Raw genomic sequence first — 23078 nt, 5'->3', positions numbered from 1 at the left:
GGTACCTGCCTCCGGCGCCGTCAGCCGGCCAGCCGGGAGCGGATGAGGAAACGGACGCCGTCCGGCGCCTCCAGCGAGAACCCACTGCCCCGCCCCGGCACCACGTCGACCGTCAACCTCGTGTGCTTCCACAGCTCCCACTGGGCCGACGACATCCAGAACTCGACCGGCTCGGGCACCCCGTCGACGGCGAGCGACGCCAGCAGGACGTCCGACGATCCGGTGCGGAACTCGCCGGCCGGGTAGCACATCGGGGCGCTGCCGTCGCAGCAGCCGCCGGACTGGTGGAACATCAGCGGCCCGTGCCGCTCCCGCAGCGACCGGAGCACCTCGGCCGCCGCGGGGGTCACGGTCACGGTGTCGGCCATCAGAAGAAGCCGAGCTTCTTGGTGGAGTAGCTGACCAGCAGGTTCTTGGTCTGCTGGTAGTGCTCCAGCATCATCTTGTGGTTCTCCCGCCCGATGCCGGACTGCTTGTACCCGCCGAACGCGGCGTGCGCCGGGTACGCGTGGTAGCAGTTCGTCCAGACCCGCCCGGCCTGGATCGACCGCCCCGCCCGGTACGCGGTGTTCATGTCCCGGGTCCAGACGCCCGCGCCCAGCCCGTACAGGGTGTCGTTGGCGATCTTCACGGCGTCGTCCAGGTCGGCGAAGGAGGTCACCGAGACCACCGGGCCGAAGATCTCCTCCTGGAAGATCCGCATCGAGTTGTCGCCCTCGAAGATGGTCGGCTCGACGTAGTACCCGCCCGACAACTCGCCGCCCAAATCCGCCCGTGATCCTCCGGTCAGTACCCGAGCGCCCTCCTGGCGGCCGATGTCCAGGTAGGACAGGATCTTCTCCAGCTGGTCGTTGGAGGCTTGCGCGCCGACCATCGTGTCGGTGTCCAGCGGGTGGCCCTGCACGATCCGGCCGGTCCGCTCGACCGCTGCGGCGAGGAAGTCCGAGTAGTGGCCCTGCTGGATCAGCGCCCGGGACGGGCAGGTGCAGACCTCGCCCTGGTTGAGGGCGAACATGGTGAAGCCTTCGAGCGCCTTGTCGTGGAAGTCGTCGTGGGCGGCGCTCACGTCGTCGAAGAAGATGTTCGGGCTCTTGCCGCCCAGCTCCAGGGTGACGGGTTTGATGTTCTCGCTGGCGTACTGCATGATCAGCCGCCCGGTGGTGGTCTCGCCGGTGAACGCCACCTTCGCCACCCGGGGCGAGGAGGCCAGCGGCTTGCCCGCCTCGACGCCGAAGCCGTTGACGATGTTCAGCACGCCGGGCGGGAGCAGGTCGGCCACCAGCGAGAGCCAGTAGTGGATCGACGCCGGGGTCTGCTCGGCGGGCTTGAGCACCACCGCGTTGCCGGCGGCCAGCGCCGGGGCGAGCTTCCAGGTCGCCATCAGGATCGGGAAGTTCCACGGGATGATCTGCCCGACCACGCCGAGCGGCTCGTGGAAGTGGTACGCCACGGTGTCGTCGTCGATCTCGCCGAGGCTGCCCTCCTGGGCCCGGATGGCCCCGGCGAAGTACCGGAAGTGGTCGATCGCCAGCGGGATGTCGGCGGCCAGCGTCTCCCGTACCGGCTTGCCGTTCTCCCAGGTCTCGGCGATGGCGAGGGACTCCAGGTTCTCCTGCATCCGGTCGGCGATCCGGTTGAGGATCAGCGACCGTTCGGCGACCGAGGTGCGTCCCCAGGCGTCGGCGGCGCCGTGCGCGGCGTCGAGCGCCTTCTCGACGTCCTCGGCGGTGCCCCGGGCCACCTCGCAGAAGGTCTGACCGGTGACCGGGGAGGGGTTCTCGAAGTACCGCCCGCCGTGCGGCCTGACGTACTCGCCGCCGATGAAGTGGTCGTAGCGGGACTGCCAGTGGGTGGGGGCGTCGTAGCGCGTCATGGGTACCTCCGCCGTCCGTCAGGGGTGATGGCGGGACGCTAGTTTCCGCGACGTTGCAGCGACGTTGCGCCCTCCAGGTCGTACTCGGCGGAGAGCTGGCCGATGCGGGCCAGGGCGAGCGGCCGGCGCGGCGCGCCCGGCGGCAACGCCCGCGCCAGGGCCTGCCAGGCGGTGAGGTCGTCGGCGCCGGCGGGCGTCGCGGTCCAGGCCGCGAGCAGCGCCGGGTCGCCGGCGGCCAGCACGGCCGCGCGCAGCTGCCCGTCGACCAGCCGGCGCAGCCGGGCCACTCCCGGCGCGTCGGAGGCGGGCAGCAACGGCCCCGGGTACGCCCGGAGCGCGCCCGCCGCGTCGCCGCGTTCCAGCAGCTCGCCGACGGTACGGAAGTCGGCGCGCACGGTGCCGCGCAGCCGGTACGGGCGGGAGTCGAGCAGTTCGGGGCCGAGCGCGCGGCGCAGCCGGGACAGCTCGGCGCGCAGGGTGACCGGGTGCAGCCGGTCGTCGCCGTAGAGGTCGAGGCCGAGCTGTTCGCCGGTGCGCCCCTCGGGGTGGTCGAGCAGCAGCACCAGCAGTTCGCTGTGCCGGCGGCCGAGCCGGACGCGCCGCCCGCCGACGCGCAGCTCGGCCTCGTCGCGGCCGAGGGCGGCCACCGAGATGACGTCGGGGTCGGCCGGGGCGGCACTGGCCAGGAACGCCTCGGCGGCCCGCGCGGTGGCCCGGACCAGGGCGAGGCTCTGCGGGGTGGCGAGGTGGTCGCCGCCGGTGATGTCGATGGCGCCGAGCAGCCGCCCGATGGGGTCGTGGATGGGTGCCGCGGCGCAGGTCCAGCGCTGCACCGGGCGGACGAAGTGCTCGGTGGCGAAGATCTGCACGCTGTGGTCGACGGCGAGGGCGGTGCCGGGGGCGTTGGTGCCGGCGTGCGCCTCGTCCCAGCGGGCGCCGGGGACGAAGTTCATCCGTTCGGCGTGCCGGAGCACCCCCGGATGCCCCTCCACCCAGAGCAGCCGCCCGCCCGCGTCGCAGACCGCCATCAGGTGCGCGCCGTCGTCGGCGATGCCGCCGAGCAGGTCGCGGAAGAGCGGCAGCACCCGGGCGAGGGGGTGGGCGGCGCGGTAGCTCTCCAGCGCGTCGTCGGTGAGGTCGACCGGGGCGGTGGCCTCCGGGTCGAGCAGTGCGCCGGCCGACCGCCGCCAGGACTCCGCGACCACGTCGCGGACCCGGGGCGGCAGGTCACCGGCGGTGAGGAACGCTTCGTGGGCGGCACCGACCTGCGCGATCCGCTCGGCCGGATCGGCACCGAATTCCAGGGCGAGCCACGGGTCGGCCATCGGCGACCTCCTCGCGCCCATCGTGACGCAGCCCACCCCTGATCGCCAATACCGGTTGCCGCGCTGATCGACGCCGGTCATCCTGGTGCCTCGGTCGTCCCGGGTAGGGCGCGGCGTCGTGAGTGGAGAAGGGGCGGTCGTGATGGTCGGGACGAGGGAACGGATGCTGGTGCAGCTTCAGCTGGTCAGCGGCGACCGCCACCTGGTGGCCTGGGTGCGCGACGACCGCCGGGTACGCGTCGGCGTGGAGCTGTCGCTGCGCGACCACGCCGAGCCGGACCGGTTCTGGCGGGTGGTCGCCAAGGGCGAGCCGCGCCCGGCCGGCGAGATCCACCGCAGCTGGCACAACGACATCTGACCTTTCGGCGTGGGCCCGGGTTCTCCCGGGCCCACGCCCTTTCCGCAAGACGGCTTCGTGACCATCGGTGTCGGCGTCGGTGCCACCGCGTCACCGAATCGGCCTTCCGGAAACTCTCCTGCCAGAACCGCTGAACCGCGCAGCGCTCCCACGCCGTACCAGGCGGCGTACGGAGATCACCGGACGACGGGAGACAAAGGTGCAGCGCAAGCACGTGTTGGCGGCAGGGGTGGCGGTGGTCGCCGCGGCGGTGGTGGCGGTCGGGACCGGGTTCGGCTTCGCCGACACCGCCCCCGCCCGGCAGAGTGCCTGCCAGGGCTCGGTGACGTTCTCAGCCGAGGGCGGGGCGCCCGCCGCGACCAGCGACCGGTTCCCGGTCGGCACCCGGCTTCGGGTGACCAACCTGGACAACAACCGGGCGGCGACCGTGACGGTGACCGGCCCGTCCGGGAGTTGCGTGCTGCTCAACGCGGCCGCGATGGAGCTGGTCCGGGAACCGGGCAAGAACGTGATCCGGCGCAACCTGGTGGAGCGCCTGGACGGGGCCGCCGCGCAGCCCGGGGGAGCCGCCCAGCCGGGCGGTCAGACCCGGCCGGGCAGCGCGCAGCCCCCGGCGCAGCCGGGTGGCGCGCCCGCGGCGAGCGTCTGCGCCGGTGCGATCACCTTCTCCGCCGAGGGCGGGGCGCCCGCCGCGACCAGCGGGCAGTTCCCGGTCGGTACCCGGCTGCGGGTGACCAACCTGGACAACAGCAAGGTGGTGACGGTGACGGTGACCGGCCCGTCGGGCAGTTGCGTGCTGCTCAACGCCGCCGCGATGGAAGCGATCCGGGAGCCCGGCAAAAACCTGGTACGCCGCAACACCGTCGAACTGCTCCGCTGACCCGCTGACCCGCTGACCCGCCGGCCCGCTGGTGCGAAGCGGGCCGGATGAGTGGAACACCATGGGTGTCACGCAAAGGGTGTGACACCCATGGTGTTCCACCGGAGGCCCGGGCGGCGGTCAGGCGATGCGGCGGAGGCGGCGTACCGCGAGGTAGAGCAGGAGCGCGGCGAGGGCGACGAAGATGCCGGTCTCGATGCCCTGGAACAGCCAGAACCGGTCCGCCGGCTGGTACAGCTGCCAGTTGTACGCGCCCGGCTGGAGGCCCAGCTCGGCGCCGCAGGCCCTACCCTCCGGCCCCTTACCGCCGGGCGGGCACATGATCCGGGTGTCCTCCGCCATCATCGTCCCGTCGGGGTTGCGGATGCCCTGGCTGAGGATCCAGTCGCCGCGGCTCATGGCGGCCTCCGTGACTCCCTCGATCGGGAAGGTGAGGGTGCGGGCGGGCTGGTAGTGCGGGCGGGCCAGGACCGCCACCGCCGCCCGCACGCCGATGAACCCGGCCAGCGTGATGCCCATGGCGGGCAGCATTCGTTTCCACACGGTGCCGGCGAAGATGCCCAGCGCCACGGCGAAGAGGGTGTATGCGATCGGGGCGACGCCCTGCAGGTCGAACACGATCATGCCGAGCCGGCCCTGGTCCGCGGCCTGGGTGAGCGGTTCGACCCACCATGACATGCCCAGCCCGTAGCAGACCGCGAGGACCACCACGGCCGCGCCGACCAGCCCGAACTTCACCAGCGCCCAGCGGGTCCGGCCGACGCCCTGGGTCCAGACGAACCGGTGCGTGCCGTGCTCCACCTCGCGGGCGACCAGCGGGGCGCCCCAGAACAGGCCGACCAGCACCGGCAGGGTGAGCAGCAGCACGGCCACCAGGTTCAGGCTGCCGTACCGGTTGGTGAAGCGGCGGAAGCCCGCGTCGCAGGTCTCCCGGGTCGCCGCCGCCACGTCGGTGCCGGCGAGCTGGCGTACGCAGTCCGCCAGCCCGAGGTCGGCGAAGGTGTGCCGCATCGACAGGCCGATCGGCACCATCAGGGCGGCGAGCGCCGCGAACCCCAGCAGGGTGAAGAACGCCTGCTTGCGGTGTTGCCGCCAGGTCAGCCAGATCATGCCGGCACCCCCCACTCGCTGTGCCTGGTCTGCGAGGCGCCGTCGGCAAGGTAGGCCAGGACGACGTCCTCCAGGCCGACCTCGCGTACCGTCCAGGCGGGATCGGTGACCGGACCGTCGGTGCGGACCAGCAGCGTGGACTGCCGGTCGGTGTGACTGGCCCGGACCACCTCGGCGACGCCGCCGATCGGGCCGCCGTCGTGCCGTGGGCCGACCAGCTGCCGGTGCGCGGCCACCAGGTCGTCGACCGAGCCGGCGAGCTGCACCCGGGCGGCGTTCAGCACCACCAGGTAGTCACAGACCCGTTCGAGGTCGGCCAGCAGGTGCGAGGAGAGCAGCACGGTGGTCTCCGACTCGGCGACGCTGCCCATCAGCGACTGGAGGAACTCGCGTCGGGCCAGCGGGTCGAGGCTGGCGACCGGTTCGTCGAGCAGCAGCAGCCGGGGCCGCTTCGCCAGGGCGAGCGCCAGCGCGACCTGCGCGCGTTGCCCGCCGGAGAGCTTACCGATCCGCAGGTTGGGCGGGATGCCGAGCTGGGCCAGCCGGTTGCGGGCCAGCGCGCCGTCCCAGCGCCGGTTCAACCGGCCACCGAGGTCGACCAGCTCGGCGGCGGTGAAGTCGCGGTAGAGCGGGGTGTCCTGGGCGACGAACCCGATCTCGGGCAGCAGCTCCGGGTTGTCGTACGGCGACGCGCCGAAGATCCGTACGGCGCCGGCGTCGGGTCGGAGCAGACCCACCGCCAGGTGCAGCAGGGTGCTCTTGCCGGCGCCGTTGGGCCCGACGAGGGCGGCGATCCGCCCGGCCGGCAGGTGCAGCGAGCAGTCCCGCAGCGCCCAGGTCTTCCCGTAGCGTTTGCCCAGCCCTTGGGCCTCCAGGGCGATCTCCATCTGGTGTCCTCTCATCGTGCCGGGGCGGTCTTCGTGCCTTCGGTGCCAGCGGTGAGGGCGGCCCGCATGGTGGTCTCGACGAGGGCGGTGACGTCCTCGGGGGTCAGTCCGGCCGCGCGGGCGCGGTGCAGCCACGCCACCAGCTCCTCGCGCAGCTCGGCCTGGTTGGGCAGGGACGTGCCGGCGAGCGTGCGCCGGACGAAGGTGCCCACCCCCGGGCGACCCTCGACCAGGCCCTCGATCTCCAGCTCCCGGTACGCCTTCAACACCGTGTTCGGGTTGATGGCCAGGGACTGGGCGACGTCGCGGACCTTCGGCAGCTGGTCACCGGGCACCAGCAGGCCCACCCGCAGGGACTGTTTGACCTGCTGGACCAGCTGCACGTACGTGTTCACCTTGGACCTGCCGTCCAGCACGAACTCGATCACCCAGTCGCCCTTCCATTGCCCTACGACAGTAGGACTATAGGACAGGATTGGGTGTCCGGTGGCCCCGTGACACGAAAAAGCGCCACGGGTGTCGTCGACACCCGTGGCGCTCTCTGCCAGACGGTGGCTCAGCCGAAGGCGGCGTCCAGGATGTCCAGACCCCGGTTCAGCTCATCGTCGGAGATGACCAGCGGCGGCAGGAAGCGCAGCACGTTGCCGTACGTGCCGCAGGTCAGGGTGAGCAGGCCGGCGGCGTGGCAGGCCGCCGAGATCGCCGCCGTGGCGGCCGGGTCCGGGACGAGGGTGCCCGGCTGGACCAGCTCCACCGCGAGCATCGCGCCCCGGCCGCGTACCTCGGCGATGCGCGGGTCACGCTCGGCGATGGTGCGCAGCCGCGCGGCCATCAACGTCTCGATCCGTTGCGCCGCGCAGGTCAGGTCCAGCTCCCGCATGGTCTCGATGCTGGCCAGCGCCGCCGCGCAGGCGATCGGGTTGCCGCCGTAGGTGCCGCCGAGGCCGCCGACGTGTACCGCGTCCATCAGCTCCGCCCGGCCGGTCACCGCCGCCAGCGGCAACCCACCGGCGATGCCCTTGGCCAGCGTGATCAGATCCGGCACGACCTCCTCGTGCTCGCAGGCGAACCACTGCCCCGTCCGGCAGAACCCGGTCTGGATCTCGTCGGCGACGAAGACCACCCCGGCCGCCGTCGCCCACTCGCGCAGCGCCGGCAGGAACCCCGCCGCGGGTACGACGAAACCGCCCTCGCCCTGGATCGGCTCGATCAGCAGCGCGGCGACGTTCTCCGCGCCGACCTGCTTCTCCACCATTTCGATGGCCCGGGCCGCCGCCTCGGCGCCGGAGAGGCCCCCGTCGCGCAGCGGGTACGACATCGGCACCCGGTAGATCTCCCCGGCGAACGGCCCGAACCGGTGCTTGTACGGCATGTTCTTCGCGGTCAGCGCCATGGTCAGGTTGGTCCGACCGTGGTACGCGTGGTCGAAGACCACCACCGCCGGCCGCCCGGTCGCGTGCCGGGCGATCTTCACGGCGTTCTCCACCGCCTCGGCGCCGGAGTTGAACAGCGCCGAGCGCTTCTCGAAGTCCCCCGGGGTGAGCGCGTTGAGCTGCTCGCAGACCGCCACGTACGACTCGTAGGGGGCGACCATGAAGCAGGTGTGGGTGAAGCGTTCGACCTGCGCCTTCACCGCCTCGACCACGCGGGGCGCGGAGTTGCCCACGTTGGCGACCGCGATGCCCGCCGCGAAGTCGATCCACTGCCGGCCCTCGACGTCGGTGATGGTGCCGCCGCCGGCGTGGTCCACGTAGGACGAAATGGTGCTGCCGACGCCGCGGGCCACGGCCGCGCCGCGCCGCTTGTGCAGTTCCTCGGACGACGTCATGGGTCAGCCCTCGATGTTGTGCATGACGTGCTTGATCCGGGTGTAGTCCTCCAGGCTGTAGACCGAGAGGTCCTTGCCGTGCCCGGAGTGCTTGAAGCCGCCGTGCGGCATCTCGGAGACGAACGGGATGTGGGTGTTCACCCAGACGCAGCCGAAGTCGAGCCGGCGGGTCATCCGCATCGCCCGGCCGTGGTCCTTCGTCCAGACCGAGGCGGACAGGCCGTAGTCGACGCCGTTGGCCCAGCGCACCGCCTCGTCCTCGTCGGAGAAGCGCTGCACGGTGATGACCGGGCCGAACACCTCGTCCTGGATGATCTCGTCGGCCTGCCGGACACCGGAGACGACGGTCGGGGCGTAGAAGTAGCCGCGCTCGCCGAGCCGGGAGCCGCCGGTCTCCACGCTGGCGTGGTCCGGCAGCCGGTCGACGAAGCCGCTGACCCGGGCCAGCTGGTTGGCGTTGTTCAGCGGGCCGTAGAGCACGTCCTCGTCGTCCGGCGCGCCGGTCTTCGTGGTGCGGGCCTGCTCGGCCAGCGCCGCGACGAAGTCGTCGTACACGCGGGGGCCGGCGAGCACCCGGGTGGCGGCGGTGCAGTCCTGGCCGGCGTTGAAGTAGCCGCCGACCGCGATCGCCTCGGCGGCCGCCGCGACGTCCGCGTCGTCGAAGAGCACCACCGGGGCCTTGCCGCCCAGCTCCAGGTGGGTCCGCTTGAGGTCCGGCGCGGCGGCGGAGGCGACCTCCATGCCCGCGCGGGTCGAGCCGGTGATCGACACCAGCTGCGGGGTCGGGTGCGAGACGAGGGTACGACCGGTGTCCCGGTCGCCGCAGACCACGTTGAACACGCCCGGCGGGAAGAACTCCGACGCGATCTCGGCCAGCAGCAGCGTCGACACCGGGGTGGTGTCGGACGGCTTGAGCACCACGGTGTTGCCGGCGGCGAGCGCCGGGGCGATCTTCCAGACCGCCATCATCAGCGGGTAGTTCCAGGGCGTCACCTGGGCGCAGACGCCGATCGGCTCCCGCCGCACGTACGAGGTGTGCCCGGCCATGTACTCGCCGGCCGAGCGGCCTTCGAGCAGGCGGGCGGCGCCGGCGAAGAAGCGGAACTGGTCCACCGCCGGCGGCAGTTCCTCGTCGGCGGTGAGCTGGCGCGGCTTGCCGGTGTTGCGCACCTCGGCGTCGACCAGCTCGGCGGCGCGGGCCTCGACGGCGTCGGCGAGCTTCAGCATCGCCTTCTGCCGCTCGCCGGGAGTGGTGTCCCGCCAGCTCTCGAAGGCGGTGGCGGCGGCCTTCATCGCCGCGTCCACGTCCGCCGCACCGGAGACGGGGGCCTGGGCGAAGACCTCACCGGTGCACGGGTCGATCAGGTCGGCGTATCCGCCGGCCACCGGTTCGACGTACTGGCCGTTGACGAAGTTGCGCAGCTGCTGCTGGTCGCTCATGAGGATGTCTCTCCAGGGGTGGCCGGGAGTCTGGTCGCGGAGGTATTCGGAATCTCGCTGCCATCTTCGCTACTGAATTCGCGGCAGACAAGGCCTGTGGCGACTGTTTCCGTGCGGCCGGTCGTCGTCTACGCTGCCGACGTGGAGCCGAGAGCCTTCTATGTCGCCGGTCGCCCCGTCCACGGTGAGGGCGAGCTGACCGTCACCCACCCGTACGACGGCCGGACGGTGGGGCGTACCACGCTCGCCACGGCCGACCAGGTCGAGGCCGCCGTCGCGGCGGCGGCCGGCGTGGCCGCGCAGGCCGCGGCCCTGCCCGCGCACGTGCGGGCGGCGGCCCTGGACCACGTCTCCCGGCGGCTGGCGGAGCGGGCCGAGGAGGTCGCGGCGCTGATCACCGCCGAGAACGGCAAGCCGGTCAAGTGGGCCCGGGCCGAGGTGGGGCGCGCGGTGTCGACGTTCCGCTGGGCGGCGGAGGAGGCGCGGCGCTTCTCCGGCGAGTTGCAGCGCCTGGACACCGACCCGGCGGCGACCGGGCGGATCGCCCTGGTGCGCCGGGTGCGGCGTGGTCCCGTGCTGGGGATCGCGCCGTTCAACTTCCCGCTGAACCTGGTGGCGCACAAGGTCGCCCCGGCGATCGCGGTGGGCGCGCCGATCATCGTGAAGCCGGCCCCGGCGACGCCGCTGTCGGCGCTGCTGCTGGGGGAGATCCTGGCCGAGACCGAGCTGCCCGAGGGCATGTTCTCGGTGCTGCCGCTGCCCAACGAGCGGGCCGCCGAGCTGGTCGCCGACCCGCGGCTGCCGGTGGTGTCGTTCACCGGCTCCGGCCCGGTGGGCGCGGCGATCCGCCGTTCCGTGCCGGAGAAGCACGTGACGTTGGAGCTGGGCGGCAACGCGGCGGCGGTGATCTGCGAGGACTGGGCCGCCGACGAGGACCTGACCTTCGCCGCGCACCGCATCGCGATGTTCTCCAACTACCAGGCCGGGCAGTCGTGCATCGCCGTGCAGCGGGTCTTCGTGCACGAGTGGCTCTACGACGGCTTCCTGCCCCGGCTGGTCGCGTCGGTGCAGGAGCTGCGGGTGGGCGACCCTGCCTCCGGGTTGACCGACGTCGGGCCGCTGGTGTCTGAGGAGGCGGCGCAGCGGGTCGAGGCGTGGGTCGACGAGGCGGTCGCCGCCGGGGCCACCATCGAGGTGGGCGGCCGGCGCGACGGCGCCACCTACCCGCCCACGGTCCTCTCCGGGGTGCCCGCCGACGCGAAGGTCTGCACCGAGGAGGTCTTCGGGCCGGTCCTGGTGGTCGCGCGGGTCACCGACGATCGCGCCGCGTTCGCCGCCGTCAACGACTCCGCGTACGGCTTGCAGGCCGGGGTGTTCACCCACCGCCTGGACGTCGCGTTCGAGGCGGCGCGGGTGCTGGAGGTCGGCGGGGTGATCGTCGGGGACGTGCCGTCGTATCGCGCGGACCAGATGCCGTACGGGGGCGTCAAGGGGAGTGGCGTGGGGCGCGAGGGGCTGCGCAGCGCGATGGAGGACTACACCGAGCCGCGAGTGATGGTGCTGACCGGGGTGGCGCTGTAGCCGGTGCCAGGCCGGTGCCCGCCGGCGTGGCGCGGTGCTGGCCGGGCGTGTCGGCGTCGGGGGCCGTCACCTCGTTGAGCGATATGCCTGCCAGGCATATTTATGCCTCTCAGGTATATCGCTCAGGCGGCATGCGACCGCCGCTCACCAGGTGCCGTCGTCGCGGACCCGGGCCGGGGCCAGGCCGAGCAGCAGCGTGGTGAGCGCGGCGTCGATGTCGTCGCCGAGGAACCACTCGCCGGCCTGGTCCAGGGCGAAGATCCGGCCGTGCTCGTCCACCGCGAGGATGCTGTCCTGCCGTTCGGAGCCGATCGGGAACAAGCGCACGCCGAGGACGGCACCGAAGTCGGCGAGGGTGTCGGCGGTGTGCGCCGCATGGAGTGGATCGATGCCGAACCAGGAGATCCACACCTCCCGTCCCGGGCCGCGGCGGCCGGACGTCAGGCCCGGAAACCGCGTGAGCGCTTCCTGAGCAGCCGGAAGGTCCGGATGACCACTGACTCGCTCCTGTGTCTCCAGGATCGCGATCCGGGCGATGTCTGCGTCGCCGCGGCCGGGCCGCCAACCGCCATCCACAAGCGCACTCGCCACCTCAGCTGGGAAGCGGCCCGGCTCCGGTGAGGTGCGAGGCTCCGGTCGCAACTCCCGGGTGTACGCCAGATCCGACCACCCGATCACCGCGAAGTGCACCAGAAAGTTCAGGCAGGAATCGCATGCTCGATCCGCCGGACCGGCGGCCGGGTCTCCCGGTTCCCGCACGCGAAAGATCTGGAGAGGGGATTCGAAGAGAAGCAGCTCCGCCTCCCGCATCGTCAGCGGAGCCTCGCCAGCGGCGGCGCGGCGGTGGTCGTACTCGTGGAGGACGTCGGAGACGACGATCAGCTCGGCGTGGCGGTCGCCGCCCCGCACCAGGTGCCCGGCCGGCAGGTCGTCCAGGTAGGCGCGGACCAGCGGGTGGTGGTGCAGCTCGACGTCGCCCTTGGCGCCGTGGCCGAGGTACGTGCGGCCCTCGACGGTGAGGTGGGCGACCGTGGCGGGCGTCGGCAGCCGCCGGATCTCGCGGAGCAGCTGACTGGCCGGGTCGACCGTACGCGGCGCCGGGCCGTCGGCGGGGCGACTGCGGCGGTACATCTGCTCGACGGCGGCGACCGGCACCCGCGGCCAGGTGGAGACCTCGCCGGTCTCCTTGTCCACCACCGTCGTGGGCAGGTCACCCGGCACGGTGTCGACGTCGGGGGCCACGACGGAGCGGATCACGTACCCGAGGTCGAACTCGTCGATCCTCGGACGGCACTCGTAGCCGAGGCGCTGTGAGTCGCGGCGGGCCCACACCGTGGCGAGCTGCTCGGCCTGCTGGCGATCGATCACGAGCTGAAAACTACCGGACCCCCACGACTTCGTGGCACCCGGTATGGTTCGCCTGACTGAACGTGACCGGGGGAGGGTGGCGTTGGCCGAAAGTGTCGACCGGGAGGCCAATCGCGCGCTCCGGGCGCGGTTCGACGAGGTGTACGGGCAGTACCGGCGGCTCCGGTCCGGTTTGGACGAACTGCAGACCAGGCTGGCGGAGCTGCGGATCACCGAACGCTCCGATGACGGTCAGGTGACCGCCACCGTGGGAGCCCGGGGCGAGTTGATCGCCGTGGAGCTGAGTCCGGCCGTCTTCCAGGCGCGGGACGCGGGAGCGCTGAGCCGGAAGATCACCACGACCGTCCACCGGGCCACCGCTGCCGCCGTCGCCGCCACCCAGGAGCTGGTTGCCGGCTACCTGCCGGCGGGCTCCGGTTCAGTGGACTTCCTCCGCAGCGGTGACTTCGGCGCGCTGCTCGGCCGGGCCGACGCGGCGCTCCGGGGCGAAGGGGAACGGCGTGGCTGAGGGGCAGCTCTGGCTCGACCCGGACCGGGCCCGGCGCGGCGGTACCGACCTCCACCTCGCCGGCGAGGCGGTCGGCACGCGATGTGAGCAGGTCGGCGGTCGCATTGCGGCGGCGAGCGCGCAGCGTCCGTGGGGTCGCGACGACATCGGCGCCGCGTTCGAGAAGAGCTACCGCGGCTACGAGCAGACGCTGCTGCGCGCCTGGGAGGGAGTCGGCCGGGCGCTGGCCGGGCTCGGTGCCGACGTCGTGTCGTCGGTCGAGGCCACAGTGGAGACCGACGCCGCCAGCGGCCGACGACTCGACGGAGTGTCCGGCCAGCACGACTACCGGCGCTGACCTGCGGAGGACCGAGCCGTGAGCCTGCTGCCCAGCCCGATCCCGCACCCGCTCGACTACAGCCCCTGGGACCTGCCGGGCTGGGTCTACGAGGCACTCGACTGGGTCATCGGGGTGGAGTGGCCCGAGGGGGACGAACGCGCCGTCTGGGACCTCGCCGACCAGTGGTACGACGTCGCCGCGGCGCTCGCCGGGCCGCGCGACGACGCGATCGCCGCCGCGGCCGAGGTGCGCAGCGGGTACGGCGGCATCGGCCTGGTGGCCGAAGCATTCGACACCGCCTGGCGGCGGGTTGCCGACGGCGACGAGGCGCCCCTGCTCGTCCTGCTCGCGGTCAGCGACGAGCTCGGCCGGCTGGTCGAGGAGTGCGGCTGCGACATCGAGGGCGCCAAGCTCGAGGTCTGGATCGAGTTGGGCATCCTCGTCGTCGAGCTGCTGGCGATCGCCGTGGCCAGCGTGGTGACCGCCGGCGCCGCGTCACCCGCCGTGGGGGCGGCGACCACCGCCAGCCGGCTGGTGGTCCAGCAGATCTTCAAGCGGCTGTTGGCCCAACTCGCGAAGAAGGAACTGAAGCAGGGCCTCAAGGAGGCCGGGGAGCGGGCCGCCAAGGAAGTGGCCCGGGGCGGCATGCGGGGGCTGGGCAAACGCGCTGCCAGGGGTGGGCTGGAGGAGGCGACGGAGGAGTCCGGGATCAGCCTCGCCACGCAGGCGTACCAGAACTCCACCGGACGCCGCGACGGCCTGGACCTGGCCGACCTCGGCGCGTCGGCGGTCGGCGGGTTCGCTGGCGGCGCGGTGGCGCCACTGGCGGGGCTCGGCCGGCACGCCCACGGTCGCGGCGCGCGGATCGTCGAACACTTCGGCCGGGAGATGACCGGCGAGACCCTCGCCGAGGGCGCGGCGGGCCTGGCCACCGGCCAGGGCGTCATGTCACTGGAGGACGCCGCGCGGGCGGCCGTCTCCGGCGCCACCGGTTCGGCCACCGGACAGGTCGACGCGGCGGTGCGCGCCCGCATCGACGGGCAGTTGAGTGCGCTCGCCGCCCCGCTCCCGCCCATGGAGCTGCCCCTCGTGCCGCCGGTGGCTGCGGGCGACCTGCCCTCGCCCCGCGACGGATCGTCTTCCGAGGCGGGCGCTTCGGCGTTGTCCGGCGGCTCCCGAACGGGCGCGGCGCCTGCAGCCTCGCTCGCGGACGCCGCTCCGCCCGCACCGCAGCCGGACCGGGAGCCAGTGGCGGTCGGCAAGGGGGAAGCAGTCCCGGCTGTGGAGGTCGGATCGGCGTCGGATCGCGGGGCGTCAGCGGCCGTCACCGTGGACGCCGCCGCATCGACTCAGGCGGGGCACGGGCCGTCGTCGGGCAGCCCCACGCTCTCGTCGGTCACCGCCGAACGTCCGCCCTCGCCACAGGTTGGCGAGGTGCCTGCCACCGCGGCTCACTCCACCACCATGCCGACGGCTGCCAACCCGGCGACCTCCGCCCCTGTGACCACCGGCCCCGTGACGACTTCCGCCGCGATTGCGTCGCCCGCGACCGTGACGACGTCCGGCACTCTGACGTCCGCCACCGTGACCTCGTCCGGCACCATGACGTCGCCCGGTACCGGGGTCGTCGGCAGCGCGGCGACCAGCGTCCCTCCGGCCAATGCGAACGGGTCTGCGTCGGCGCACCCGCCGGTGGCCGCCGCGCACGGCAGTCCTCCGGCCGTCACCCCGCCCTCGGTGCAGCGGCCCACCCCGGTGGGTGCGGAAACGCCGCCTCGGCAGGGTCCCGGGACACCGGAGCAGGACGGTGACGTCGCCACCCGGAACCGGTTCCCGTCGCTGGAGGCGCTGGCCCCGGCGACCTCACCACTTCCCGAGGCGCAACCCTCGCCCGTTCCTCCGGGACCGGCCACCGAACTGCCGCGCCTGAGGACCCCCGAGTGGTACGCCGCAAAGTGGGCGGCCGAGCGGGAAGCCCTTGAGCGACGCCGCTACCAGGGCTACTTCGAGTCGCAGCGCGCCTGGTACGAGGACAAGCGGCGGTTCGACGCGGCCAGCCGCCGAAAGGATGTGGCTCGAACCCACGAGGAACGGGCACGCCGGTCCGCCCGTCGCGCGATCGAATTGCAGCGCGAGGGCCGCGTCGAAATGGCGGACTGGTTCCAGCGGCTAGCGAACCAGGACCAGCGTGACGCGTTCGACGAGCAGGATCTGGCCGATGACATCCTGGCCGGCAGGGTCGTGCCGGACGAGGTCTTCATCGACAACCCGGCCGACTTTCAACGGATCAACGACGACGTCGCAGATCTGGCCCTCGGTGCGGTCGAGACGAGCGACCGGTCGGCGCTGACCGGTGCCGACGACGACCCGCCGCCGATCGACCGTTCCCGCCGGTACGGGCAGTGGGGTGGGCTACGCCCGCCGCTGGCACTGCACCAGACCGACCTCGAACGGCAGATGCCCCGCCACCCCGACGGCAGCGTCGTGCGGACCGCCGATCCCCGGCAGGGCGGATGGTTCGCGCTCGCCAACGACGGCGGGCCGCAGGCCGACCCCACGCGCGGCATCAACTGTCTCGACTGCACGCTGTCGCTCTTCGAGACCTGGGTACACGGCCGGCCGCGGGTCTCCGCGCCGCGTACCTTCGACGGCTATGCCGCGGGTGACATCCGGTGTCCGATCATGGGCGAGAAGAACGGCCCGCGGCGGGTGGAGCAGGTCACCGGCGGGCGTTTCCAGAAGCTGGTGGGCCGTCGGGAAGAGGCGACCGACAGTAGGGACCTGCGCGACGCGGTCGACCGTGGCTTCGAGAACCTGCGCGTCCAGCTGAAGATCGGCGGCCACGGCAGCTACGCGTTCCTCATCACGGAGTGGGAGAACGGTGGTTCGCACGCCTGGGTCGCCCTCAACCAGAACGGCACCATCCTCTATCTCGACCCCCAGAGCGGCGCGGTCTACGACCAGCCCCTCTACCGCCACCGGGGCGTCGACGACCCGGACAACGTCATCAGCGTCGACGCCCTCGTGCTCGGCGGTGACGGCCGGCCGATGCCGTTGGGTGGGCTGGCCCGGGGACGATTCAGCGTCCTTCCCGATCTGCCCGACTATCCGTCGACGCCGGAGGACGAGGCCGGGTACGGCGACCCGTACCTGAACCGCCTCCACCTGCTCGACGGCCCGGGCATGGCTTCTCCGGGCGGCGGTGCAGCGGCAGATGGAGGTGGTCCTGCCAGAAGCGGCCTGCCGCAGGAAGCGGACGAGCCGCCAGGCGAACAGCAGAATCTGCGGCGAGAACGCGACCAGGCATTGGCGGCGCGTCTCTCCGCCGGAACCTCGGTCCAGCAGGTTGTCGCGGAAAGCGTCGACCTCGATGCGGTCTTTGCTGCAGGGGTCACCCCTGCGGAAGCCGCCACCCAGCTTGATCCCGCGACGCTCGGCCGACTTGCTCCGCACCTTGACGAACGCGATGCACGGGATGTGGCGAAGCTCCTCGCTGACCCCCAGGTCCGGCGCATGCTCGCCGATACCTGGGAGGAACCACCGCTCGGCGAGCCAATGTTGGCCGAGAGGCTGATGAGGCAACTGGCGCGGCGACCTGACCTCACACGTATCGTCCTGGCCACGCCAGAAGTGACGAACTCGCTGACGGCTCGGCCGGTGACGCTGTACCACCTTCTCGGCTACCAGCAGGCGATTGACACGCTTGGCTCGGTGCTGGAAGACATCGCTGAACGGGGATATGCAGCAGTGTCCGCCGGCGGGCCTACGACGGCGACGCCGACTGTGCTGACTGATGAACAGCGGCAGGTATCAGACGCTCTGGAGGCTCTGAAGCAGCCCGTCAAGCAGGCCAACTTCGATACCTCACGGAGGGATGACGATGATTACCGGCTTGCCTACGTGGACCACCTCTGGGCCGAAGCGGTGCCTGCTCAGGTGGAGCTCAACGAGTTGGCGCGCGCGCTGACAGGCGAGAATGGCATCCCTGGCTGGCGAACCAAACCGAAGGGGCACGAGAGGATTCTCGACAAGCTGATCGAGTACGACAACGACGCGTCCGACTTGAAGGACCTGGCTGCCGCCAAGATTGAGTTTCAAACGCTGGACGAAATATACTCGGCCCTGGCGAGACTGACTCACATGCCTCAAGTGACGATCCTGAACATCAAGGATCGGTTCCGACGACCACAGGGAAGTGGGTACCGGGACGTGCTGCTGAACCTCCGGATGTCGAACGGCCATGTGGCTGAGTTGCGTTTGCACCTGGCTGCTGTTGACCGTGTGGCGAAGTGGGAGCATGTGCTGTACGAGGTTCGCCGCGATCTGGATGCTATCGCGCTTGCCGAAAATAGGCCGTTGACGCCTGTTGAAAAGGCGATCCGCATCGGCTTGCTCAACAGAGTGCAGGAGGCCTTTGGGGATGCGGCACACGGCAACACAAGGGATGGGCGCATTGACTAGGGCTGGCGACATGCAGCTTCCGGCGTTTTTCAGCTACTACGAGTCGCCGGTCAAACTGGTGGAGGCGACGGACGGCGGTATATCCGCGTGGCGGTTGTCGAAGGACACCGGTGGCTGGCAGTCGGCGAACAAGCTCATTGACAAGCTGCTTTTCTCGGGCGATGACAACGTCGAATCCCTGACTCGGGACGAGTTCATCCAACACACTGAGCATGACCGCGGCTACTACCTTCGAGGCGAGGGTCCCGTATTTGCCCTCTATGAGACGGTAAGGGCAATCACCGATGCCCAGGCACGCGAGAGGCGGTATCCGACACCAAACGAGATCGCGCTGGTGCGTGGCATCAGGCGGAAGACCTTCGTCATGTTTGAAGAGCAGTTGCAAAGCGCGGGGGACCCTGGCGCTGATCCCACCCTCGCGGAGGGTTGACTGGTGGCGGATGTCGGTAGGACGTCAGATTTTGTTGGGGCCATGAGGGGCGACCAGCTTCCGGCGCGTCCAGCTGCACTCGAACCTGCAACGGCGGAAATGCCTTGCCGGCGTCCGATGGCTGGGCCAGGGTCGGCCCATGACGGACCCGCACGCCGACACCCCCGCTGACCTCCCCACCCGCTCCTTCGGCTGGTCGGACATGTTCCTCAAGCCCGAGGACGACCCCCGCTCCGACGGTGGGTTCGACGACGAGCGGAGCCTCCTGGTCGGCTATCTGCGTGACCACCGGTTGACCCTGGAACTCAAGTGCGCCGACCTCGACGCCGAGGCGTTGGCCCGGCGCAGCGTGCCGCCGTCGACGATGTCGCTGCTCGGCTTGGTTCGGCACATGGCCGAGGTGGAGCGGGGCTGGTTCCGGCGCACCATGGCCGGCGAGGACGCGCCGCGGATCTGGTGCACCGAGGAAGAGCCCGACGCCGACTTCGACGGCGCGGTCGCCGACCCGAAGGTGGTCGAGGAGGCGTGGGCGGCCTGGCGTGCGGAGGTCGCGTACGCCGAGCGTTTCGTCGACGAGGCTGCCGACCTGGGCGTCAAGGGGCACCGGGGAGACCTGACCATCTCGCTGCGCGAGCTGCTGGTGCACATGATCGAGGAGTACGCCCGCCACAACGGCCACGCCGACCTCCTGCGGGAGCGTATCGACGGTCGCGTCGGTCAGTGACCTGGACGAGTGGTGCGGGCGGCCCGCTCAGCAGGCGCGGCGGCGGGTTGTGAGATCCACATAGGCTCGGGTCATGACGAACTCCGGCGTGTCCAAGCAGCAGTCGACGGCATGGGCGAGCGGCCTTCTGCTGGGCCTCGTCATCGGCCTGGCCCTCTTCCGGGACACTGGCGGGGTGGCCTTCGGCGTCGCGATCGGCGTCGCCCTCGCGGTCGCCTTCGGTGGCACGCGCACGGATGAGCGGCCGGACAAGGCCGACAGCGGCGAATAGGGACAGCCACCAGTCCCCGCCATGTGGCGGGAGTGTCGATGATCCACACCATGTTCGGGAGGTTGCGGTGTCCGTCGCTGGGGAACACCGCAACATCGCGTAAATGGAGTCGATCAAGCCCGAGCATGAGTGAGGCGGACGCCGTCTAAGGCCTACGGCGGCGGGATGAAGCGACACGGAGTCGAGCAGGCCGTGAGCGGAAGACGGCAGGGCCGGTCAGCCGGCGACGACCGACGGCACGGTCCTCGACCCAGAAGCAGCCGGGAACAGAGACGCCCAGCGGGGACGGAGAGGGGCGCCGGTGCAGGTGGACACGCCGAGGACGGTCGCCGAGGCGGTGGCCGTACAGGATCGGTTGCGGCCGCTCGCGGACCTGGTCGGGCCCGGTCCGCGCCGGCCCGCGATGGTTGCCGGCCTCGACGTCGCGTACGCGGAAAGCGGTGACCTGCTCGCGGCGGCCGTCACGGTGCTGGACGCCGCGACCCTGACCGTGGTGGACCGGGCGGTGAGTGTGGGGCGGCCGGCGTTCGACTACGTGCCGGGGCTGTTCGCCTTCCGGGAACTGCCGGCGTTGCTGGCCGCCCTCGACGGGCTGACGGTGCAACCGGAGTTGCTGGTCTGCGACGGGCACGGGCTGGCCCACCCGCGCCGGTTCGGGCTGGCCTGTCACCTGGGGGTGGTGACCGGGCTGCCGGCGATCGGGGTGGGCAAGACGCGGCTGGTCGGCGAGTCGGCGGAGCCGGGGCCGCGGCGCGGTGACAGCACGCCGCTGATCGACGGGGGTGAGACTGTCGGGCGGGTGTTGCGGACCCGGGACGGCGTCAAGCCGGTCTTCGTCAGCGTCGGGCACCGGATGAGCCTCGACAACGCCGTCGACCAGGTGCTTGCGCTCACCCCGCGCTACCGGCTGCCGGAGACCACCCGCACCGCCGACCGGCTCTGCCGCGACGCCCTGGCCGCCGCCCGCACCTGACTCTGCGCGACAACCCTGCGGGCTCCCGTCGTCACCCGATCGCCCTACCCGCACCCCGACAGAGAGGCGGCCGGCGTGATCCAGGACACGGCCGGCAGGGTAATGCGGCACACATCTGGAGCGCTCAATGGGGAGAGGACCCCCCGACCCGGTAGTAGCCTGACCGCCGGACTCCAGCGGGGGAGAGACGGTGAGGTGGAGATGTCCGTGCGTCGGCAGGTCGTACGGCTGGTGACGGCTGCTGCGCTGCTCGGCGGCCTGCTCGTCGTCGGCGTCGCCCCCGCGTACGCCGACTCCGACCGGGTCGGCGTCCGCGCGTCGAGCAGCTTCAGCGCGGGCGGTTCCCCGGGCGGCGTCTCGATGGAGGTGCGCAAGCGCACGGAGGGCTGCGTGCTGCTGCGCAGTTCGCTCGGGTTGCGGCTCACCGGGTTGAATCCGGACCAGGTGCGGGTACAGGTGAACATCGGCGGCCGCTGGTTCCCGGTACCGGTTTCCGGCGGTGGTGGCAGCGTCGCCACCGGCCGTACCTCGCCGGCGAATGCCACGTTGTGCAAGGGGAAGAGCATCACCGTTCGCTACCGGGTCGCGTTCGTCGCGGGCGCCCCGGCGGGCAGGTTGGAGGTGGTCGGCGAGGCGACGACCGCCGTTGGCCGGTTGATCGGCCGGGGCGCCGACACCTCCCGGGTCGGTGGGCGCCTCGCCGCGAGCGCGACCCCCACCCGCAAGCCCACCCCGACGCCCACCCCGAGCGCGACCGAGACCCCGGCCGCCGTCACGGACGAGCCGAACCAGGCCGTCCTCGCCGCCCCGACCACCGGCCAGGCCATCGCCGCTGCCGAAGAGTCCTCCGGAGGATCCATGATCATGTGGTTCGGCATCGCCCTGGTAGCCATCGGCGCCGGGTTGATCGCTCTGCTCATCCGCAACAACCGCAAGGACCGCGGGCCCGCCGGCGAGCAGGCGTACCCGGCTGTCCCGCTGCCCCGGAACCCCGGTCCGACCACCTACCGCTCCGGCGGCGGGGTGCCGGGCGCGACCCCCGCGCCGACCCCCCAGGTGTACGGCCAGCAGCCCGCCCCCGCGCGCCCCAGCGGCCTGTACGGCGGCGCCGGCGCGTACCCGACCGTCGCGCCCACGCCCCGCCCGTCCGGCGGGGTGTACGGTGCGCCGACCTCGGCCCCGCCCGCCGCCACGCCCCCGGCGCCGCAGCAGCCCGCCGCGCCGCCGGCCGCCCCGCCCGACGGTGAGGCGACCACCTTCATGCCCCGCCTCCCCGGCTAGGACGGGGCGGACCCGGCCGCTCCGTTAGGCTCAGGTTCGTTGACGACCTGCTGTCGAGGAGCGAGCCCGGTGTCTGACCTGTCCCAGATCGTGAAGGCGTACGACGTCCGGGGGACGGTGCCGGACCAGTGGGACGAGCGCACCGCCGAGGCGCTCGGAGCGGCCTTCACGCAGGTGCTCAACGACACCGGCGAGCCGGGTGACGCCGTGCTGATCGCGCACGACATGCGGGCCACCGGCCCCGCCCTGGCGAGCGCGTTCGCCACCGGCGTGCGCGCCGAGGGCCGTACGGTGATCGAGCTGGGGTTGGGCTCCACCGACATGCTCTACTACGCCTCCGGCGCGCTGGGCCTGCCGGGCGCGATGTTCACCGCCAGCCACAACCCGGCGCAGTACAACGGCATCAAGATGTGCCGCTCCGGCGCCCGCCCGATCGGGCAGGACAGCGGCCTGGCCGACATCCGGGACCGGGCGCAGGCGCTGCTCGCCGCCGGTGAGCGCGTGGCCGGCGAGCCGCCCGCCCCGGCCCGGCGCCGGGACCTGCTGCCGGACTACGCCGCGCACCTGCGCAAGCTGGTCGACCTGTCGAGCATCCGGCCGCTGAAGGTGGTCGTCGACGCGGGCAACGGGATGGGCGGCTACACCGTGCCCACCGTGCTCGGCGAGGCCGCCCTGCCGGCCCTGCCGCTGGAGATCGTGCCGCTCTACTTCGAGCTGGACGGCACCTTCCCCAACCACGAGGCCAACCCGCTCGACCCGAAGAACCTGGTCGACCTCCAGCGCGCGGTGGTGGCGCACAGCGCCGACATCGGGCTCGCCTTCGACGGCGACGCCGACCGCTGCTTCGTCGTCGACGAGCGCGGCGAGCCGGTCTCGCCGTCCGCGATCACCGCCCTGGTGGCGGCCCGGGAGCTGGCCAAGCACCCCGGCTCCACGGTGATCCACAACCTGATCACCTCCCGCGCGGTGCCGGAGATCATCCGCGAGCACGGCGGCCAGCCGGTGGTGGCCCGGGTCGGCCACTCGTTCATCAAGGCCGAGATGGCCCGCACCAACGCCGTCTTCGGCGGCGAGCACTCCGCGCACTACTACTTCCGGGACTTCTGGTTCGCCGACACCGGCATGCTCGCCGCCATGCACACCCTGGCCGCCCTCGGCGAGCAGTCCCAGCCGCTGTCGATCCTGGCCAGCATCTACGAGCGGTACTCCGCCTCCGGTGAGATCAACTCCACGGTGGCCGACCAGGCGGCGAAGGTCGCCGAGGTGCGCGCCGCGTACCCGGAGGCGGAGGTCGACGAGCTGGACGGCCTCACCCTGCGCTTCCCGGACGGGGCCTGGTTCAACCTGCGCCCCTCCAACACCGAGCCGCTGCTGCGGCTCAACGTGGAGGGCCCGACCGAGGAGCGGATGATCTCGCTGCGCGACGAGGTGCTGGAGCGCGTTCGCCGATAAGATCGCCTG

Annotated in this window: 21 protein-coding genes; 12 read left to right on the top strand and 9 right to left on the bottom strand. The window is 71.9% G+C overall.

Annotated features, from left to right (window positions below; translation table 11 throughout):
* Positions 1–20 precede the first annotated feature (20 nt).
* The 3 genes from FHX75_RS11795 to FHX75_RS11785 are packed head-to-tail and all read right to left on the bottom strand — an operon-like array spanning position 21 to position 3198.
* Positions 21–368, bottom strand: a complete 348-nt coding sequence (locus FHX75_RS11795; protein ID WP_154939339.1) for a DUF779 domain-containing protein — start codon at positions 366–368, stop codon at positions 21–23.
* Positions 368–1873, bottom strand: a complete 1506-nt coding sequence (adh, locus tag FHX75_RS11790) for an aldehyde dehydrogenase (protein ID WP_154939337.1) — start codon at positions 1871–1873, stop codon at positions 368–370. Before adh ends, FHX75_RS11795 begins: the two co-directional genes overlap by 1 nt.
* A gap of 38 nt (positions 1874–1911) precedes the next feature.
* Positions 1912–3198 carry a GAF domain-containing protein gene (locus FHX75_RS11785; RefSeq protein ID WP_154939335.1) on the bottom strand — a complete coding sequence of 429 codons (1287 nt, stop codon included), beginning with the start codon at positions 3196–3198 and terminating at the stop codon, positions 1912–1914.
* A gap of 163 nt (positions 3199–3361) precedes the next feature.
* Here FHX75_RS11785 and FHX75_RS11780 point away from each other — a divergent pair, with 163 nt between their 5' ends.
* Together FHX75_RS11780 and FHX75_RS11775 are read left to right on the top strand one after the other, a co-directional pair.
* Complete coding sequence (locus FHX75_RS11780; protein ID WP_154939333.1) at positions 3362–3556, top strand: hypothetical protein; 195 nt, start codon at positions 3362–3364, stop codon at positions 3554–3556.
* Between the two features lie 199 nt (positions 3557–3755).
* Positions 3756–4436, top strand: coding sequence for a septal ring lytic transglycosylase RlpA family protein (locus tag FHX75_RS11775; RefSeq protein ID WP_246157973.1), 681 nt, complete (start codon positions 3756–3758; stop codon positions 4434–4436).
* Positions 4437–4556: 120 nt separating this feature from the next.
* Here the strand turns inward: FHX75_RS11775 and FHX75_RS11770 are convergent, their stop codons facing one another.
* The 5 genes from FHX75_RS11770 to FHX75_RS11750 all read right to left on the bottom strand — a co-directional run bounded on the left by FHX75_RS11770 (position 4557) and on the right by FHX75_RS11750 (position 9701).
* Positions 4557–5546 (bottom strand): transporter, encoded by a 990-nt coding sequence (locus FHX75_RS11770; RefSeq protein ID WP_154939331.1) that lies wholly within the window; start codon positions 5544–5546, stop codon positions 4557–4559.
* Positions 5543–6433 (bottom strand): ABC transporter ATP-binding protein, encoded by an 891-nt coding sequence (locus FHX75_RS11765; RefSeq protein WP_154939329.1) that lies wholly within the window; start codon positions 6431–6433, stop codon positions 5543–5545. Before FHX75_RS11765 ends, FHX75_RS11770 begins: the two co-directional genes overlap by 4 nt.
* A gap of 11 nt (positions 6434–6444) precedes the next feature.
* Positions 6445–6861, bottom strand: a complete 417-nt coding sequence (locus tag FHX75_RS11760) for a GntR family transcriptional regulator (RefSeq protein WP_154939327.1) — start codon at positions 6859–6861, stop codon at positions 6445–6447.
* Positions 6862–6989: 128 nt separating this feature from the next.
* On the bottom strand, positions 6990–8261 hold the full coding sequence (gabT, locus tag FHX75_RS11755) for a 4-aminobutyrate--2-oxoglutarate transaminase (protein WP_154939325.1): 1272 nt from the start codon (positions 8259–8261) through the stop codon (positions 6990–6992).
* Between the two features lie 3 nt (positions 8262–8264).
* Positions 8265–9701, bottom strand: a complete 1437-nt coding sequence (locus FHX75_RS11750) for a gamma-aminobutyraldehyde dehydrogenase (RefSeq protein WP_154939323.1) — start codon at positions 9699–9701, stop codon at positions 8265–8267.
* 141 nt (positions 9702–9842) lie between these two features.
* Here FHX75_RS11750 and FHX75_RS11745 point away from each other — a divergent pair, with 141 nt between their 5' ends.
* Positions 9843–11282 (top strand): aldehyde dehydrogenase family protein, encoded by a 1440-nt coding sequence (locus FHX75_RS11745; protein WP_154939321.1) that lies wholly within the window; start codon positions 9843–9845, stop codon positions 11280–11282.
* Between the two features lie 144 nt (positions 11283–11426).
* Here the strand turns inward: FHX75_RS11745 and FHX75_RS11740 are convergent, their stop codons facing one another.
* Entirely contained in the window at positions 11427–12650 is a 1224-nt protein-coding gene (locus tag FHX75_RS11740) for an SUKH-3 domain-containing protein (protein ID WP_246157972.1), read from the bottom strand.
* Positions 12651–12732: 82 nt separating this feature from the next.
* On the opposite strand from FHX75_RS11740, the gene FHX75_RS11735 reads away from it, so the two are divergent.
* From FHX75_RS11735 to FHX75_RS11695, 9 genes are all read left to right on the top strand, one after another.
* Complete coding sequence (locus FHX75_RS11735; RefSeq protein WP_154939317.1) at positions 12733–13158, top strand: YbaB/EbfC family nucleoid-associated protein; 426 nt, start codon at positions 12733–12735, stop codon at positions 13156–13158.
* Entirely contained in the window at positions 13151–13495 is a 345-nt protein-coding gene (locus FHX75_RS11730; protein ID WP_154939315.1) for a hypothetical protein, read from the top strand. Before FHX75_RS11735 ends, FHX75_RS11730 begins: the two co-directional genes overlap by 8 nt.
* A gap of 18 nt (positions 13496–13513) precedes the next feature.
* Positions 13514–17938 carry a toxin glutamine deamidase domain-containing protein gene (locus FHX75_RS11725; protein ID WP_154939313.1) on the top strand — a complete coding sequence of 1475 codons (4425 nt, stop codon included), beginning with the start codon at positions 13514–13516 and terminating at the stop codon, positions 17936–17938.
* 10 nt (positions 17939–17948) lie between these two features.
* The gene (locus FHX75_RS11720; RefSeq protein ID WP_246157971.1) at positions 17949–18368 is read left to right on the top strand and encodes a hypothetical protein; all 420 of its coding nucleotides are present in this window, start codon (positions 17949–17951) and stop codon (positions 18366–18368) included.
* A 139-nt stretch (positions 18369–18507) separates the two neighbouring features.
* Positions 18508–19092 (top strand): DinB family protein, encoded by a 585-nt coding sequence (locus FHX75_RS11715; protein ID WP_154939311.1) that lies wholly within the window; start codon positions 18508–18510, stop codon positions 19090–19092.
* A 73-nt stretch (positions 19093–19165) separates the two neighbouring features.
* Entirely contained in the window at positions 19166–19363 is a 198-nt protein-coding gene (locus FHX75_RS11710) for a hypothetical protein (RefSeq protein ID WP_154939309.1), read from the top strand.
* A gap of 301 nt (positions 19364–19664) precedes the next feature.
* Entirely contained in the window at positions 19665–20336 is a 672-nt protein-coding gene (gene nfi / locus FHX75_RS11705) for a deoxyribonuclease V (RefSeq protein ID WP_154939306.1), read from the top strand.
* A gap of 201 nt (positions 20337–20537) precedes the next feature.
* Positions 20538–21617: a hypothetical protein gene (locus tag FHX75_RS11700; protein ID WP_154939304.1), complete on the top strand. Its 1080-nt coding sequence runs from the start codon at positions 20538–20540 to the stop codon at positions 21615–21617.
* 69 nt (positions 21618–21686) lie between these two features.
* Positions 21687–23069 (top strand): phosphomannomutase/phosphoglucomutase, encoded by a 1383-nt coding sequence (locus tag FHX75_RS11695; RefSeq protein WP_154939302.1) that lies wholly within the window; start codon positions 21687–21689, stop codon positions 23067–23069.
* Positions 23070–23078 lie beyond the last annotated feature (9 nt).

This window comes from Micromonospora palomenae (genome assembly GCF_007829925.1).
Lineage (GTDB): Bacteria > Actinomycetota > Actinomycetes > Mycobacteriales > Micromonosporaceae > Micromonospora > Micromonospora purpureochromogenes.
The sequence above is the reverse complement of the archived record's forward strand: the minus strand, read 5'-3'. Positions and strand labels throughout refer to the sequence as shown.